The sequence below is a fragment of the Methanobacterium congolense genome, from assembly GCF_900095295.1.
Classification (GTDB): Archaea; Methanobacteriota; Methanobacteria; order Methanobacteriales; family Methanobacteriaceae; genus Methanobacterium_C; species Methanobacterium_C congolense.
This window is the reverse complement of record NZ_LT607756.1, coordinates 2,394,757-2,412,585: the sequence shown is the minus strand read 5'-3', so window position 1 is coordinate 2,412,585 and position 17,829 is coordinate 2,394,757. Positions and strand designations below refer to the sequence as shown.

Annotated in this window: 15 protein-coding genes; 8 read left to right on the top strand and 7 right to left on the bottom strand. The window is 38.4% G+C overall.

The features are described 5' to 3' along the window. Window positions 1–129: 129 nt before the first annotated feature. Entirely contained in the window at window positions 130–2,244 is a 2,115-nt protein-coding gene (locus tag MCBB_RS11530) for a COG1361 S-layer family protein (RefSeq protein WP_071907898.1), read from the bottom strand. A gap of 631 nt (window positions 2,245–2,875) precedes the next feature. Beyond that, on the bottom strand, window positions 2,876–4,351 hold the full coding sequence (locus MCBB_RS11525) for a DUF11 domain-containing protein (protein ID WP_071907897.1): 1,476 nt from the start codon (window positions 4,349–4,351) through the stop codon (window positions 2,876–2,878). 594 nt (window positions 4,352–4,945) lie between these two features. On the opposite strand from MCBB_RS11525, the gene MCBB_RS11520 reads away from it, so the two are divergent. The 6 genes from MCBB_RS11520 to MCBB_RS11495 all read left to right on the top strand — a co-directional run bounded on the left by MCBB_RS11520 (window position 4,946) and on the right by MCBB_RS11495 (window position 10,990). After that, window positions 4,946–6,595: a bifunctional N(6)-L-threonylcarbamoyladenine synthase/serine/threonine protein kinase gene (locus MCBB_RS11520; protein WP_171899138.1), complete on the top strand. Its 1,650-nt coding sequence runs from the start codon at window positions 4,946–4,948 to the stop codon at window positions 6,593–6,595. 180 nt (window positions 6,596–6,775) lie between these two features. After that, window positions 6,776–7,333: an XTP/dITP diphosphatase gene (locus tag MCBB_RS11515; RefSeq protein WP_071907895.1), complete on the top strand. Its 558-nt coding sequence runs from the start codon at window positions 6,776–6,778 to the stop codon at window positions 7,331–7,333. A gap of 205 nt (window positions 7,334–7,538) precedes the next feature. After that, window positions 7,539–7,940 carry a 30S ribosomal protein S15 gene (locus tag MCBB_RS11510; protein WP_071907894.1) on the top strand — a complete coding sequence of 134 codons (402 nt, stop codon included), beginning with the start codon at window positions 7,539–7,541 and terminating at the stop codon, window positions 7,938–7,940. Then, the gene (locus MCBB_RS11505) at window positions 7,906–9,264 is read left to right on the top strand and encodes a single-stranded-DNA-specific exonuclease RecJ (RefSeq protein WP_071907893.1); all 1,359 of its coding nucleotides are present in this window, start codon (window positions 7,906–7,908) and stop codon (window positions 9,262–9,264) included. Before MCBB_RS11510 ends, MCBB_RS11505 begins: the two co-directional genes overlap by 35 nt. Window positions 9,265–9,277: 13 nt before the next feature. After that, window positions 9,278–10,465 carry an aconitase X gene (locus MCBB_RS11500; protein ID WP_071907892.1) on the top strand — a complete coding sequence of 396 codons (1,188 nt, stop codon included), beginning with the start codon at window positions 9,278–9,280 and terminating at the stop codon, window positions 10,463–10,465. A 216-nt stretch (window positions 10,466–10,681) separates the two neighbouring features. Next, window positions 10,682–10,990, top strand: coding sequence for a HEAT repeat domain-containing protein (locus MCBB_RS11495; protein ID WP_071907891.1), 309 nt, complete (start codon window positions 10,682–10,684; stop codon window positions 10,988–10,990). A gap of 197 nt (window positions 10,991–11,187) precedes the next feature. Here the strand turns inward: MCBB_RS11495 and cobJ are convergent, their stop codons facing one another. Further along, on the bottom strand, window positions 11,188–12,249 hold the full coding sequence (cobJ, locus tag MCBB_RS11490; protein ID WP_071907890.1) for a precorrin-3B C(17)-methyltransferase: 1,062 nt from the start codon (window positions 12,247–12,249) through the stop codon (window positions 11,188–11,190). Window positions 12,250–12,337: 88 nt separating this feature from the next. Next, entirely contained in the window at window positions 12,338–12,844 is a 507-nt protein-coding gene (locus tag MCBB_RS11485; protein ID WP_071907889.1) for a hypothetical protein, read from the bottom strand. A gap of 103 nt (window positions 12,845–12,947) precedes the next feature. Here MCBB_RS11485 and MCBB_RS11480 point away from each other — a divergent pair, with 103 nt between their 5' ends. Both MCBB_RS11480 and MCBB_RS11475 read left to right on the top strand, forming a co-directional pair. After that, complete coding sequence (locus tag MCBB_RS11480; protein WP_071907888.1) at window positions 12,948–14,465, top strand: DNA-directed DNA polymerase II small subunit; 1,518 nt, start codon at window positions 12,948–12,950, stop codon at window positions 14,463–14,465. A 160-nt stretch (window positions 14,466–14,625) separates the two neighbouring features. After that, window positions 14,626–15,240 carry a class II aldolase/adducin family protein gene (locus tag MCBB_RS11475; RefSeq protein WP_071907887.1) on the top strand — a complete coding sequence of 205 codons (615 nt, stop codon included), beginning with the start codon at window positions 14,626–14,628 and terminating at the stop codon, window positions 15,238–15,240. Here MCBB_RS11475 and MCBB_RS11470 read toward each other — a convergent pair. From MCBB_RS11470 to MCBB_RS11460, 3 genes are all read right to left on the bottom strand, one after another. Next, window positions 15,223–15,480 carry a UPF0147 family protein gene (locus tag MCBB_RS11470; protein WP_071907886.1) on the bottom strand — a complete coding sequence of 86 codons (258 nt, stop codon included), beginning with the start codon at window positions 15,478–15,480 and terminating at the stop codon, window positions 15,223–15,225. The genes MCBB_RS11475 and MCBB_RS11470 overlap by 18 nt on opposite strands. 165 nt (window positions 15,481–15,645) lie before the next feature. Continuing rightward, the gene (locus MCBB_RS11465; protein ID WP_071907885.1) at window positions 15,646–16,728 is read right to left on the bottom strand and encodes a cobalt-precorrin 5A hydrolase; all 1,083 of its coding nucleotides are present in this window, start codon (window positions 16,726–16,728) and stop codon (window positions 15,646–15,648) included. 135 nt (window positions 16,729–16,863) lie between these two features. Next, window positions 16,864–17,811: a cobalamin biosynthesis protein gene (locus MCBB_RS11460; protein WP_071907884.1), complete on the bottom strand. Its 948-nt coding sequence runs from the start codon at window positions 17,809–17,811 to the stop codon at window positions 16,864–16,866. Window positions 17,812–17,829 lie beyond the last annotated feature (18 nt).

Below are 17,829 nucleotides of genomic sequence, written 5' to 3'. Positions count from 1 at the left end.
CCCGGTAAGAAATAGTTTTCTCATTCATTGAAATGTGAAGGATCAAAACATTAAAAACAGTTATTTCGTTGAATTAACTAATTATAGTCTTTAAAATAAAAAAATAAAAAAGGGAAATTTTTTTGGTTTCTACTTCTTCCTTGGTATCAAAAATCCTGTGAGTAGCATGAGTAATGCCGTCAGTATCATTCCAATTGGAACACCTGTTTCCTGCATTGGAATGGTTTCGTATGCAGCAGATACAGCTTCTCCACCAGATATAACTTCACCACCTCCGTTTGGAGGAGTTACTTCACCACCACCAGATTGTGACTGCTGTACATCAACTGATGCTGATGCTGAGTTGCCCTCTAAGTTTGGGTCGTAGGTTAAAGCTGTTATGTTAGCCTCGTTGATTATCATTCCAATCTGATCCACAGTGGCCGTGATGTTGAGCCAAGCTGTAGCACCACTTGTAAGATTGCCTATGGTCCATACACCCGTTGATGGATCGTACGTTCCTGTGCTTGCAGTGTATTTCACAAAGGTCAGACCGTGGGGTAGCTTATCAGTTACCTTAACATCAGTGGAAGTGTCAGGCCCATGGTTGTTCACTATCATGGTGAAGTGGACGGTATCTTTAACCACAGGTTTAGCGTTGTCAACTGTTTTTGTTATGACCAAATCAGCAGATGGCACGTAAATGCTTGCAGTTGCTGAAACTGGCCCTTCCATATAGTTACAGATCGCATTTGCAGTGTTAACAATGGTTTTAGCAGCTGCTGCAGATAAAACCGTAACGTTCACTGTTCGAGTGATCTGTGCACCACTTGCTAGGTCCCCAACATTCCAGGTAACAACTCCAGCACTTAATGAACCTCCATCACTGGCGCCTGCATATTGGAGACCGTCAGGGATTGTATCGGTTATTACCACGTTGTGTGCTGTACTTGGACCATCATTTCTAACAATGATGGTGTATATTATCGTTTCACCGACGTTGTACTGTGCAGACGTTTTGTCTGGTGTTTTGGTGATGTTCAATGCTGCGCTGTTGGTAACAGTGTTAGTAGCACTTGTCTGATTATTCAAAGTACCATTCACGAAAACCTGAACAGCATTCGTAATCGTACCAGGCAACGTAGTTGCATTAACAATTCCCCTCACATAGAAAGTCTTCGTCGCTCCAACATTCAAATCACCCAGACCAACACTCTGACCAGACACATAAGCTAACCAATTCACACCATCCAAAGAATACTCAGCACCAGTCAACGCAACAGGCAACATATCCACAAAAGACACATTACGAGCAACAGACGGACCATTATTCGTAACCACCATAGTATACGTCAACAACTCACCAGCATTCACAGTACCAGGCAAACCAACCTTAGTCACAGCCAAAGCACACTTACCGTTAACTACATTTATGTTCAAATTATCTTGTCCAAAGTCTTTGTTGTAGTGATAATTCTCTGCGTTGTTTGCTTTATCAACGATGAATGGTATAACCGGTGTGTTACCTGATGCTAAAGCTTTTAAAGTCCAAGTACAGGTAAAGTAATTTGTTCCAGGACTGACTAACAATAAATTATTGGACGTTGAAGAACCATAACTAACTAAATAACTTATGGGCTGTATTTTGGTTGGATCATATTGTATTAAAGGCAGTTCTACGAAGTCGTAGTTAGAAGATGACGTTTTAGCTACTACCGTGACTGTGAAAATATCTCCAACCTGGGGTGTGGTATTTGATGCATTTATTGAAATTATTTCATTTCTTTCTTGATCTATAAGTCCATTATTTTTAGGTACAACCCTCAGGGTTCCAGTCATAGTTCCCGTAGAAGTTCCATCCTCAAATACGTTTATGGTGTAACCCCTACTTGTGCCATAAGCATTTTTGTGTCTGGTTACTTCAATCTGGTAAAAGAGATCCTTTGTTTCACCTGGAGCAATGTCACCTAAATACTTCGTTGTATTTTCACCAGTTTTTAGGTTTATGTAAGAAGTTCCACCCGTATTTTGCAAATTAATCGTAGCCGATATATTTTTTGCCGTGGTTGTTCCGTTATTTGTGACATGCGTTTGTATAATGTACAAGTTAGGACCGTCATTCACGTTGTTACTATCCAACCCTACAGTATTCCATGAACCTGTAGTTAGATTCAGATCAGCAGCACTTGCAGATCCACAGAAGATCAGCACAACTACCATTGTGAGTAACAGCATTATCAGCTTTTTTTGCACGTTTTTTTGCACGTTTTCACCTCCTTTTACAGTCAATAACAATTTCAATGAGAGATATTTCACAAGACCCGTAATTGTGAGTAATAACTCATTTCTAGAAGTTGACACTCACACCGTCGTCCTATGAATGATGATACTTTTTAGCATCTTCTAATTAAGGCTTATGAAAAAATTCGAAAAATAAGTGACTATAGTCACAAACACTTTGAAAAGCCAAATATTCATCAAATTAAAAAGATATTATAACCTTTTAAATATATTTTAAAAAAATTTAAAGGATTATCTTAAAATTATAGATTAAAATGAGTTATAAATAAAGTTAAAAATAAAAGGATTCTTTAATTCTATTTTAACGATTTAAAAGTTTGTGATAATGCAATTAAAATTATTAAAATAGTTATTTAATCTTAAAAATAGATAATTTTCCTATTTTGTATATTGTTAATCAAAAGTCTATGTGATTTATTAAAAATTTTGAGCTGTGTATTTTCAACGAGTTATTTATGAAAATCCCACGTAACAGGATAGTACGGGATTATTCTAAAATAAAGTTCATTTAACGAATTTTATGGACATTTAAGGCCATATAATCGTGGATATAGTAAAATTAAAAAATAAAAAGGGGAAAATTTATTATTTGTTCCTACTTTCTCCTTGGCATCACAAGTCCTGTGACGAGCATGAGTAACGCCGTGACGATCATTCCAATTGGAACACCTGTTTTCTGCATTGGCACGGTTGTATCAATAGTTGCAGCGTTTACCTGTGCTTGTTCTACACTTATGGCACCAGATTCAAGATTATTTCCAGAAACTGGATCGTAGGTGTCTGAACTCACACTTGCATCACCGCTTGTTGCACCCGCGCTGACAGCCCTTAGGGTAATATCCATCCAAGGGTCAATGACCGTAAGGTTACCGAGGTTCCAGGTTACGGTTCGGGTTGTTGGGTCGTATACAGGTGCAGGGTAGCCTGTTTCCTGTGTTAGACTTACAAACTCCATACCTTCTGGTACCTTGTAGGTTACTATTACGTTCTGAGCAGTATCAGGTCCGTTGTTACCGGCTTTAACTCTAACCACTACTTCCTCACCAACAGCAGGGTTGTTTTTACTTGTAGAAGTGTTAACGTACACGTCTGCTGCTGCAGGAACAGTTAAAGTTGCATTACCATTATCGTTTGTAGCGTTCCAGTCACCTTCATTACCGCTTATAATAGCTGTGTTGGTGTACGAAGTACTTGTTGGGTGAGTATTGACTGTTGCCCAGATGTAGAGTATTTTCATCTCACCGGGTAAAAGCGTACCCACATTCCACACATCGTTAGCAGAATCGTAATCAGCTGAGGATGCATGGTTGAATGTAACTCCATCTGGCAGGTCATCAATTACTGTAACACCCGTAGCAGTATTAGGACTGTTTAAGTTGTTGTAGGCCCTGATTGTGTACTTTATCAGCTGGCCAATAGCAGGGGTGTTATCATCCACATCATTAACAACAGAAACATCCGCTAATGGTCCAATATGTACATTGTCGATGAAGAGAGCAGATGTTACACCTGTATCTCCTACATCAGATACTGAAAAATCCAACCTAATGCTTCTACCTGCATAAGGTGATACATCAATTATTGCTTTTTGCGTGGGAGTTGCATGATAATAACCAAGACCAGACGCTGAAACAAGATTTGAATAAGTATCTGCATACAGAATATTTTGGGTAGAAGTTCCATCTGTTATATCTGCCCTTGCCCAATCATTGAAGTATGCTTGAGAAGCCTCATTTGTAGCATACATCCAGTCAAAGCTTAAGGTTTTTGCACCCTGCGGTATGGTCAAATTAAGAGTTAGCTTAGCATAGCTTTCCCAATCATTCCCAGTATTTATATTGGCATAGGAACTGCCGTTAGTTGGAAATCCCTGAGCAGGTGTAGTAGAGACTACAAATTGGTCATCACCGCCTTGGGTACTGTTAGAATTTACAAGTGGCAATGTAGTTGGTGTAACTGTTGCATTTGTTACCTGATCGCCCGTTGCTGCGAACGCCGCTCCAGCGATTGTGAGTGTAAACAGAAAAGTCAGTGTAATCATTAGTAATCCTTTTGGTATGTTTTTTTGCACTTTTTCACCTCCTTTTACAATCAATAATTTATTTTCAACGAGATTTCATTCACAAGACAAGGCCCTGTGAGCATAACTCATTTTTTCGAAGGTGATACTCACGAACATCATCTTATGAATGTTGATACTTGTTAATAGCTCCTAATTAAATCTTTTGAAAAAAATGCGTGACTATAGTCACAATTGCCCAGAAAATCCACGTACTGACCAAATTTTAAAGGATTTAAATTCTTTTTAATCTATTTTAGAAAAGTATAAAGAATTATTTTAAAATTACATATTAAATAAATTTAATAAAGTTTTTAAAATTAAATAAAATTCATTTAATCGCGTTTTAAAGGTTCTAAAGTTTGTGATAATATAATAAAATAGTTAAAACTGTTATTTAATGTTGAATATGGATATTTTTCCTATTTTTTAAATCGTTAGTTGAATCATCATGTGAGTTATTAAACAGTTCTTGCGTGAAATGTTTCACAATTTATTTATGAAAATCCGACATAACACAATAAAAAGGGATGAGTTAAAAAGAATGATTCATTTTTTTTATGACGTTTAAAAATTAATATTTATTGAGATACGTTCCAGGAAGGTGTGATAAATTTGATCTGTATAGGAATTGAGGGCACAGCAGAGAAGACAGGTGTTGGAATAGTGGATTCAGAGGGTAACCTCCTTGCATCACAGGGAAATCCGCTCATACCTGAAAATGGTGGGATACATCCACGTGAAGCTGCAGAGCACCATGCAGCAAATATAATCCCCCTCATGAAGGCTGCCCTTGAGGAATCCGGGCTTGAACTTAAGGACATGGATATGGTTGCATTTTCCAGGGGGCCAGGCCTTGGACCTGCACTCCGAACCGTTGCAACAGCAGCCCGAAGCCTTGCACTCTCACTGGATGTTCCAATCGTTGGTGTGAACCACTGCATAGGTCACGTTGAAATCGGAAGGCTCACAACCAGGGCAAAGGACCCTGTGACCCTCTACGTGAGCGGGGGTAACAGCCAAGTTATTGCCTTCGATGCCAACCGCTACAGGGTCTTCGGTGAAACCCTTGACATCGCAATTGGCAACTGTCTGGACCAGTTCTCACGTTCAGTTGGCCTTGGACATCCCGGAGGCCCCAAGGTTGAGAAACTGGCCAAAGGGGGCAGCTACATCAAACTTCCTTACACGGTTAAGGGAATGGATCTGTCATTCTCCGGGCTTTTAACTGCAGCGATACGCAAATATGAGGCAGGTGCTGCAATTGAGGATGTCTGCTACAGTCTGCAAGAAACTGCCTTTTCGATGCTTGTTGAGGTGACTGAAAGGGCACTTGCACACTCCAAAAAGAGGGAAGTGATGCTCTGCGGCGGTGTGGCTGCAAACACCCGCCTCAGGGAGATGCTGAAGGTCATGGCAGATGAGCACTACGCAGAGTTCCACATGCCACCAATGAAGTACTGTGGAGACAACGGTGCAATGATAGCCTGGATGGGCCAGTTAATGCACAAACACGGACTCGTTGGTGGTCTGGAGGACACAGGAGTGATCCAGCGTTACAGAACAGATGAGGTTGATGTTCCATGGAGACGAAGTTCAGCTGAAGAGCTGCAGCTGCCCCCTGATATTCTTGCAAAGGGTGCAGAGGCCAACATCTACCCTGGAAAGTGGATGGACGAGGACGTTCTCGTGAAGAAACGAATAAGTAAGGGTTACAGGATAGATGAACTGGATCATCACATCCGTAAGAAACGGACAAAGAGGGAGGCCAAACTACTGAGCGAAGCCAAAAGATGTGGAGTAATCACTCCATTAGTTTACGATGTTGATAAGAAGGAAACATCCATTTTAATGGAGAACATTCATGGAAAAACCATTAAGGAAGTTTTTGATGAACTGGGGCTTGAGGGTATTCAGGAGATAAAAGAAATCTGCAGGGACATAGGTGAGAACGTTTCAAAGCTTCACAACTGCGGAATAATCCATGGAGACCTCACAACCAGCAACATGATACTCCAGGATGATTCACTGGTTTTCATAGACTTTGGTCTGGGCCGTGTTTCTGATCTGGTTGAGGACAAGGGCGTTGATTTAATAGTCTTCAAGAAGGCAATATCTGGAATCCACCATGAGATTGCAGATGAGTGCTTTCAGGCCATACTTCAGGGTTACAGCCCTGCTGATGACTATGATGAAGTGACTGAGAAGGTAGATGAGATTGGCGGAAGAGGAAGGTACACCTCTAAAAATCATTGAATGAATTTAAAAACCGTTATTAAAGTTATATTCTAATTATAATTTTCTTATTTTAATTTTTAATTGATAAGAATTAATTGATGAGAATATTTCTTAGCCCATTTAAAATGTTTAAAAAAAATAAAAATATTAAAGATGCATTTTGTGTAATGTATGAACTATCTTAACATGGTGGTAACAATGAAGGTAACCTTTATAACTGGTAACGAACACAAAGTAAAAGAAGCCAAAGGAATCTTCCAAAAGTTTGGCATCCAGCTGGAACATGCTGACCTCGGCTACCCAGAAATCCAGGGAGACCTGATTGATGTGGCCAGGTACGGTGCAAAGCATGCAGCGGAGCGTTTAAATCAACCAGTGATTGTTGAAGACGCAGGAATTTTCATTAAAGCCCTTGAATGGTTCCCAGGAGCATACTCATCCTACGTTCAGGAAACACTTGGGAATGAAGGCATATTAAAACTTATGAGCAGTGTCGAAGACAGATACGCCGAATTCAGGTCGGTTATTGGGTACTGCACCCCCAAAGGCGAACCCGAGACTTTTTTAGGCGCTGTCAAAGGACGAATTGGACACAAAGAAAAAGGAAAGCAAGGTTTTGCTTACGATCCACTTTTCATACCAGAAGGTTATGATAAGAGCTTTGGAGAACTGACAACAGAAGAGAAAAATGAATTTTCTCACCGCAGAGTTTCGCTCGAAAAATTTGCACTCTGGTACAGGGAACTTCAGGATTAAATTTAATATTAATCAGTGCATTAGGGTAAGATCCAATCCAAAATATGATCAAACACTGTATATCCTGATAAAACTTGTTGTATCAGTAAGGAGTGCTTAAATAATAAGTTATAATTGATTGGAATAGAGATCAGAACTATCTCCAAATAATAAAAATTCTAATTCAATTCATAATAAGTTAAGGTACATTTTAGAGGTGATTGTAATGGCATCAAAGCCAGAATGGATAGAATATTCAACAGAAGAAATAGAAGAGCTTGTTTTAAAGCTCACAAAAGAAGGTAACTCCACAAGTAAAATAGGAGTTATTCTACGTGACCAGTATGGAATACCTGATGTTAAATTAATTACAGGTATGAAAATAACCAAAATCCTTGAAAAACACGGCCAGAAACAGGAATACCCTGAGGATCTCATGAACCTCATCAGGAAAGCTGTGAATGTGAGGGAACACCTCGATGAAAACCCAAAGGACCTTCACACCAAAAGGGGTCTCAGGATCATCGAATCCAAAATAAGAAGACTCGTCAAGTACTACACAAGGGAAGGCGTGCTTCCAGAAGGATGGAGATATGATCCAAAAACAGCAGCACTCCTTGTTAAATAAGGCCGAAGAAGCTTGCGAAGTATTGAGCAAGCACATTAAAAAGGACAACGTTGTGAGGATCATATCCCACAACGATGCCGATGGAATTTCCGCTGCCGGAGTTGTTTGTAATGCAATCTCCCGGCAGGGAGGTAAATTCCACGTGACAATCGTCCCAAGACTTAAGGACAATGTTCTGGCAAAGATCCTCCGGGAAAAATACAAACTATTCTTTTTCTGTGACATGGGCAGTGCAAGCCTAAGCAAGATGGGTAAAACCAGAAGCGATGTTATCATTGCAGACCACCATCAGACAAGGGATTCTGAAGAGCCAAAGGAAAACATAACCCATGTGAACCCTCACCTCTACGGACTGGACGGTACACGTGATGTCAGTGCTTCAGGAGTTTCATATCTAACTGTAAGGCCTATGGAGTACAGGGATCTGTCAAGTCTTGCACTTGTAGGTGCTTTCGGAGATATGCAGTGCACTGATGGTATTACGAGTATCAACAAAACTATACTGAATGATGGTGTTGATTCTGGAGCTATTGAAGTTAGAGAAGACCTTAAAATAGCTTACAAATCCCAGGAACCCATTTACAAAGCCCTTTCATACACTTTCAACCCTGCACTCAGGGGAATTTCCGGTGATGAGGAAGGATCAATGGCCTTCTTTGAAAGGGTTGGAATCTCCTACGGCATAAAGTTCGAAGAACTTGGAAACGAGGAAAAGGACCTTCTGAAGGAGGAACTCATCAAGATCAACCCAAAAATATTTGGAGAGGTTTACTCCATCCCAAATGAAATTCCTGAACTTCGAAACATCGAAGATTACTCAAAAGTTCTGGATGCCTGTGGTAAAAACAAAAAACACGGGGTTGGCCTGAGCATATGTATAGGAGACCGTGAAAGTTCAGTGCAAGAAGCAGAAACCCTCCTTAAAACCTACAGGGAAAACCTCATGAAAAGTATTGGATGGATAAAGAGGGAAGGATCCATTGGTATGGAGAACATCCAGTACATTTACACCGATGATAAGAAAAGGAAAAAGGTAATGGGGACACTTGCAAGTATAGGCATTGAGATCGAGATCCTGGACCCTGAAAAACCCGTTCTCGGCATCTCAAGGATGGACAACATCGTCAAGATCTCTGGACGAACATCCATGGAGATGGTTGAGAGAGGAGTGAACCTTGGAGTGGCACTTGAAGCTGCCTCAAAAAGTTTCAACGGTAACGGAGGCGGCCACAACGTTGCTGCAGGTGCAGTTGTGCCCTACAAGGACATGGAAAACTTCCTGAACATAGTGGATGAAATGGTCGGAGAACAGATCGGAGCTTAAAAAGGGGATTCACATGTATTTAACAAGAGAAGAAGAAAGGATGTACGAGGGTGAAGAGGGACCTGCAGTAGCCAAATGCATGGAGATACTCGTTGCACTGGGAGACATATACGGAGCTGAAAGACTCGTTGATATAAGTTCAGCCCAGATATCAGGGGTTTCATACAAAACCATTGGAGATGCTGGTCTTGAATTCGTTTCAGAACTTGCTGAAACTGCAAAGGTCCGCGTTCCATCAACACTGAACCCTGCAGGCGTTGACCTCGAAATATGGAAGGAACTTGGATTCTCAGAGGAATTCACAGAAAAACAGCTCCAAATCGTTGAGGCATACCAGAAGATGGGAATAAGCACGACCTGCACATGCACACCATACAACGTTGGTAACGTACCCATTTTGGGTTCCCATATTGCATGGTCAGAGTCTTCAGCTGTCTGCTATGCAAACTCGGTGCTGGGTGCAAGAACCAACCGTGAAGGAGGTCCTGGAGCACTTTCAGCAGCCATATGTGGTAAAACTGCAGAGTATGGTTACCACCTCGATGCAGGAAGAAGGGCAAACCTCATCGTTGACGTTGATGCAGATCTTAATGGCTCAGATTACGGGGCCCTGGGATACATAGTGGGTAAAGCAGTTGGAGATGGAGTGCCCTACTTCAAACTTCAGAATAAACCTATTTTAGATGAGCTGAAACTCATGGGTGCTGCACTGGCATCTTCAGGTGCAGTGGCACTCTACCACGTTGAAAGAGTCACACCAGAGTACAAAGATGCTCTCCTTGGAGTTGAAGATTCCAATCTGGAAAAACTGTCCATCAATGCTTCGGACATAGCTGAAACCCGTGAAAAACTTTCAACAAGCAGTAAAAAACCAGATCTGATCTGTATGGGATGTCCACATGCATCCCTTGAGGAAATCCATGAGATAGCCCAGATCGTTGAGGGTAAAACCATAAAAAATCAGTTATGGGTCTGCACATCCATTTCTGTGAAGGCTGCGGCCGACAGGATGGGTTACACAGCTGCTATTGAGAAGGCCGGAGGTAAAATGGTCTGCGACACTTGCATGGTTGTGGCCCCAATTGAGGAACTTGGATTCAAGGTTGTTGGAGTTAACTCAGCAAAGGCTGCAAACTACGTGCCTACCATGTGTGGATTGGACGTTGTTTTCGGAGATCTTGAAGATTTGATAGAGGAATGAAACTTTTTTTATTTGAAGCCTCATCAAGTTTTTTTTATTGAATTTTTTATTGAATGAAATTTTTTTCTTGTTTTTATAATTTTATTTTTTTTATTTGAATTGATCATTGCCATTGGATGTATGAAAAAGCTCTCATCAGATATCAAATGAAATAATATCACTTGAATTAAAAAATTGATTAACGATGAAGTTCATATTTATAAAAAGTGATATCCAATGACATTCGAAGAAAAAGATATTAAAAATCTTATTAATAGCCTTAACGACCCTGATTGGGATGTTAAGAATTATATCGAAGATATTTTAGTTAAAATTGGAGATCAGGCTGTGGAGCCCCTTATAGCTGCTCTTGAAAATAGGGACATGGATATACAAAAGGAGTCTGCACGAGCCTTGGGGAGAATTGGAAACAAAAAAGCTTTAGAACCATTAATAGCACGTTTAAATGAGGATAATGTGGCTTTAAGGAAGGAAGTTGCAGTTGCCATTGATAAAATTGTTGATAAGGGTAGAACTCCTAAATAAAGCATTCATTGATCATAATTCTTTTTTAAATACCTTAATTTGTACCTTTAATTTAAAAATTAATTTTTATAGAATAATGACTTAAAAAATCTTTATAAAAGAAGATTTCATATTGATTTTTTATACGGATTTATAGATAAAAAAATGTTGAAAAAAAAGAGAAAATGATCTGATACTTTAGTTACATGTAGCCCCAATTATTTTGTCTTATAGATGCATTCTCTCCTTAATTTCAGAAGCTTTTTCTTATTATTCGTAAGGTCATCCACTTCAGTGAGCATTTCTGGGAGCTTGGCCTGTATGCACTCAACTGTTTTGTCCTGATGTATCCATTCACAGTCCTGACAACTCCACACGTCCTTGTCTTTTATCCATTTACCACCGGTAGATCCGTCTCCGCATGGATAGAAGGGACAGTAGCAGAATGTGCAGTTTTGAGCATGATTGTGGCAGGGATAGTATTCACAGCTTTCGTTTGGACCTGTTTGTCCTTCACCTGCAATGTATTTGGTGTAAAATTCCTTTGCAAGTTCATGTTGTAGATATGAAACCCTGTAACCCCTTGGAGTGATCATGTAGCCTTCCTGGACATAGGTCATTGAGTTTCCAACAACAAGAGTTGTGGACATGTTTATTACATGGCTTTTAAGGTCTTTGAGGGTTGTTAGGGTGACTTCAACACCATCTTCAGTGCTCCTAACTATACCCACAGGTGTTTCAGGATTTCTAATTTCAAGGAGGATCTTATAGGCTTCCTCAAAGGGTTGGGTTCTTGTTTTACTCAGGGGATTGTAAATGGTTATTATAAAGTCTCCCTCTGCTGCAGCACGTACTTTTCTCTTTATTTCAGAAATTGGAGTCAGTATATCACTCAGACTCACTACTGCGAAGTCATGTAGTGGAGCTCCAAGGAGGGATGCTGCATAAGTGGCTGCTGTAACCCCGGGAATAACCTCAACTTCAACTCCACTGTACTTTCCAATAACCTGAAACAAAACGTTTCCCATTCCAAAAACACCAGGGTCTCCAGAACTTATTAGGGCCACTTTTTTACCTTCCTTTGATTTCTGGATGGCAAGTTCTGCACGTTTTATCTCATCACCCATGCCCTTTAAAATAACTTCCTTTCCTTCAATTAAGTCTTCTATATTCTTTACATAAGTTTTATAGGTTATTATGACTTCTGAATCTTTTATGGCTTTTCTGGCACGGATACTCATATTTTCTGGGGATGATCCGATTCCTATAATGCTGATCATTTCTTTCACCTGTTAAAAAAATAAAATTAAAAGATCGTGTTGATCAAATCCTTTAGTCCTTTTAAGTTCTTTTAAGACTTGGTGTCTTTTAAGAGTTGGTGTAAAGCTTCTTTACAGAAGTTATTTTAATGGTGCTGAGATCAATCATGATACCTTTACTGGTGGTTTTCCCTGTTGCAGTTGCAACTATACTGTAGGTCGAATTTGGAGATATCACTATTGAACTGGTATTTGAACCACTGGTAACATCATTGTAACCTGTAGCAGTTATATTAACGGTTATGTTGTTACCACTACTGGTATCTTGAGAAGTTATCGCAGCCAAGCTTTGAACATCTATACTGTTAACATTACCACTGCTGTTCAAAGCATTTGCAACATCGTATGGGTTGAGTATGGTAATGGTTTCCTGGTTGCTGAGCACGTTGTTGGAACCGAAGTTGAAAAAGGAAGATATTTCCTCCAGCTGCATGTTCACAAGTTTACCAACATCAGGAGGCTGGGATGTGACTATCGTGTAGGAACAGATAAGCCCTGCCTCAAAGAACAAAGCGAAACCTACTATGAATAAAATTATCTTTAAAATTCTGGACAAAATATCACCTTTTAATGCATATAGTAAATTTGGATTAACTATTATAATTAAGATTATAAATATATTTACTAAAAATTTTACTAATAATTTACATGGGGTTTTCATGACTGATGATATTATTCTAAAATTCGCAAACGCCGAAATTCTCATTAATGATACGGCTTACAATAAATTGAGTGTTCAAAAAAATTCTTTGGAACTTGCAGACTCCCTTTTGGATGATCTTTTAAGAAATCAGAGGGATGTTTTTATAGTAACCGAAGACATCCTTGATAGGTACCTGCAGGATCAGGGTCAAGTTAGTAACTATGGAAGTGATGCAGACATAAATAGCATAGTCAACAATATCATAGTCTCTGAAAATCCGTCCAAAGCTATTAAACCTCCTCAGAGCAAGCTCATGCCCAATGTTCCATTTGATTTTCAGATTGTAAAGGATGCCAGTAAAAAATCCTACACCAGCGGGGAAATAAAGGATTTTTCAGCCTACTTTAACAGCAGGTTCCAGAAGATCAAGGGGCTTTTAAGCAAAAAAGGGGAGTTAAAGGAAAGCTATCCCATCAAAGACCTCGTCAACATGAACGACAACGTCAGGATCATTGGAATGGTGAACGACATAAGAACAACCAAGAACAACCACAAGATAATGGAGTTGGAGGATGAAACAGGTTACACCAACGTTCTCATACACAACGACAACCAGAAGCTCTTTGAATCCTCGGACAAGATAGTTAGGGATGAAGTTATTGGAATCAATGGGATCAAAAAGGGAAATCTTGTAATAGCCTCTGAACTCATCCAACCAGGAGTTCCAAGGATAGAAGATAAAGAAATGGACTTTTCAGCCGTTTTCATTTCAGATGTGCACATAGGAAGTTCAACCTTCCTTGAAGACGCATTTAAAAGGTTTGTTAATTGGATAAATGGGGATTTTGGTGATGAAGAGAAACGTGAGGTCGCCAATGATGTTAGATACTTGGTTATAGCAGGTGATCTCGTTGATGGAATTGGTGTCTACCCAAACCAGGAAAAGGAACTCACAATAAAGGACATCTACGGTCAGTACGAAGAAGCTGCAAGATTATTGGGAGATATAGAAGATGTTAAAATAATAATTGCACCGGGAAACCACGACGCATGCCGCCTTGCAGAGCCCCAGCCAGCCATTCCTGAAAGTTACGCAGGAGATCTTTACAAACTTAAAAATGCAGAATTCGTGAGCAATCCATCGGTTGTCAGCCTTGAAGGTATAAACACCCTTATATATCATGGCAGAAGCTTCGATGATTTAGTTATGACTGTGAATGGAATGTCACACGAACGTACAGACCTTGTGATGAAGGAGCTCCTTGAAAAAAGACACCTTGCACCAATATATGGTGAAAGAACTCCTTTAGCATCTGAATTTGAAGACCACCTTGTTATTGAGGACGTTCCAGACATATTCCACACAGGTCACGTTCATATAAACGCTTACAGAAGGTATAAAGGTATTCATATGATAAATTCAGGAACCTTCCAGTCCCAAACTGAGTTTCAGAAGATTTACAACATCGTGCCGACGTGTGCAGAGGTTCCGGTGCTCAACAGAGGAACCATGAAGATATTCAAGTTCAACTGATAAAAGCCATTCAAAATAACATCTTTTTTTTGGATTATTTTTTTTGAAAAATTAAAAAAAAAGGAATAATTTTATTAAAAAAGGAATAATTTTCAATAATTCAAAATATGAAATAGTAAAATATCGTTAAAATTACTAATTAATGAAATGAGGGTTTCAAATGGATCATGAAGAAGTTTCAAAGGAAATAGCCAAAGTTTCAAATTATTTATATGAAAAAGGACTTGTTCCAGGGAAATCAGGAAATATAAGTTGTAAATTCTCTGAAAATGGAGTTACAAAGGTTGCAATTACACCCAGTGGATTTTCACTTAAATCTGTGACTCCTGAAGAAATTGTAATTGTGGATATGGATGGAAATAAAATAAAAAATGATTCAAATAGTGATGATAAAAATATTCCAGTTAGAAAGCCTTCTTCAGAGGTTTTCATGCATCTCAACATATACAAGAATAGGAATGATGTGAAAAGTGTTGTTCACACCCACTCACCAATTGCAACAGGATTTGCATTTGCAGGTGTAGAAATAAAAAGACTTGAGGGTTTCGGACCCATTGAGAATCCTGTAATTCCCTTCGTTGAATATGCAGCTCCAGGAACAATGCAACTTGCAGAAAATGTTGCAAATGGATTGGAAAAAGAAGATATTGTGATTTTAAAAAATCATGGTGTTGTTGCCTGCAGCAAAAATTTAGATGAGGCTGCTCTTCTCACTGAATTTGTGGAAGAGAGCGCAAAAATACAGTTCGTGACTAAATTAATCGGTACGAATTGACTCAAGTTCGCTTAAAACATTCCATATCAACGTTCTTGCGTGTATTGGAATGTTTGGGTCGTTACTTATTTCATCAAGTATTGAAATTACAGTACTTGCTCGTATGGTTGGTTCATCATCATCTTTAGCCAGTAAATCTCTTGATTCTTCTGCAGCTCGCCTAATATTTCTTGGAACACTAGTATCTTCCATTATGTGCTGTAAAATTTGGTTACAACGATCAAATGCTTCTTTACTCATAGTTTTACCTCCAGGTAAATTAAATAAAATGTACAATCAGTCTTACTCATTAAATTCTTATATCCAGAACTGTTTATATTTTATGATTAAAAGCTTTTCTTCTTAATTTTATAAGAATATTGGCATAAGAAGATGTTGAATTCATATATGGTGAATTTGGTTATATCAGTTTGAGAGTGTTATTGCAACTGTAACTCCATTGAAGGCTGTTTTTTTAAATATTAACTGAGATGATTTTCCCGCTGAAATGATTGCACAGGGCTCTGAAACCCCTGGAACCCCAAATTTTTCCATTACAAAATCTGAGACTCCACAATCAGGATGTTGGAAATTTTTTAAAAACTCCTTTGGAATTACTTCAATGGGGAGTCCAAGCTCGTTGGAAGCATCAATGATCCCTTGTTCATAACGTTTCATATCACCTGTTGAGATAAGATCCAATCTTTTTAAAGGTAATTTCAGTATTTTCATTGCAGATTCAAGTGCATTTATAACAACATCCTTTGAAACACCTTTTCTAGAACCCACACCTGCAACCAATTTTTTAGGAGTTAAAAATAGTTTTGTTTCATTGTATGAAACAATTATAGTCTTTGAATCATTTTCAGAAAAATGTGGATCTTTTGAAATAAATTTAGGGTCCATTTTAGTTAAAATTTTTAAATGTTCCTTTGAATCTAGGGAATGGATCAAATAGGAGTTTTCAACCGCATTTGCATTGGACAAAAAGTCAAAGTCTCTGTTTAAAAATATTTCAACAATTTCTCCTTCGATAAGGGCCGTGTTTATAATTTTTATTTTGGATGTATCATTTTTAGAGATATCATTCATTTGAAGGTGATAACGCTTTGCAAGATGGTCAACACCTAATTTACCATTGACATCAGTTGCAGTCGTTACAACAGGATCCGCATGGATCAGATCCGCCAGTTTCAATGTAAAATCATTACCACCTCCAAAATGGCCAGATAAAAGGGTTATAACATGTTTTCCACCTTCATCAACAACTAGGACTGCAGGATCTTCCATTTTATGTTTTATAAGTCCACAGAGACTTCGAACCATAATACCTGTGGCCATTATACCAATAACACAATCATAAGAGTTAAAAACATTTTTCAAGGTTTCTTTAACATTTTTATAAAATATATCAACGGTTATAATGGTTGGATCTGATTCAAGGTCATTAGAAATGGTTTCTGCAAGTTCATAGGCTTTTGGGGTGATTGTGAGTATGGCCAATTTCATTGAAACACCTTTTTCATTGAAACATATTAAATTTTAGATTTAGTTTTAATAGTGGTGTAATTAATTTTATTTTTTAATAATGATTTAAGGTATGATTAATTTTAGTTAATTTTAGTAGGATTTTAATTGAAGTTTTCAAATGAAGATTGGGATTGTTGTTACTAAAATTCCAAATACAATTGAAGCAAAGGTTATAAAGAGGGCTGTGGTTAATTTAGTTAATACAATTGCTTCACCTATTTTTTCAGGAATTAAAGGATTTAATTCATCCCCAAGTTCATATGAACCTATTTTTTCAAGTTTTATACCTAAAGCTCCTGCAGCTGCAGCCATGGAATATCCGGAATTGGGACTGGGAGTTTTTCTAGCATCCCTTCTCATAATTCTATAGGCGTTTCTCCAGTCAAGCCCTAAGAGTAGGGCTGCAAGTGTAACAAAAATTCCAGTGATTCTTGCGGGTATGTAATTCAAAAAATCATCGAATTTTGCTGGAAACCAACCTATTTTAATGTTTTCAGGATTTTTATAACCAACCATAGCATCAAGAGTGTTCACAACTCTGTAGGCAACTCCACCCACAACACCAAAGATAAATGTATAGAAAAGTGGTGAAACTATGGAGTCTGTTATGTTCTCAGTTAAGGTTTCAATAACAGCTGAAACAATATTTTCATGTGAAAGTTGAGATGTATCCCTACTAACTAGATAAGACAGAGATTTCCTGGCTTTAACAATATCAAGGTTTAGATCTGATTTTACATTTGCAGCTGAACTCAACAAAAGATTTATTGAAAAAGTTGTTGAAAGTAGAATCGCTGAAACCAGTATCAACAAGAGAGAATTGAAGCTGAAAACGTATAAAAGAAGGATAAATATCCCTGAGAACATTAGGACCAAAGTAAGTGTAAAAATTGCACCAGAAAGTTTGGTGTTGAATGTAGGATGTTCATTCTTGAGATGTTTAAACATGTCGATACATTTACCCATTAAAACAACAGGATGAATTTTTAAGGGTAATTCACCAATTAGCAGATCTATTACAACTGCAATTATAATTATTGGAATTAATGATGTTGGATCCATGAAAAAAACCTTTTTAGT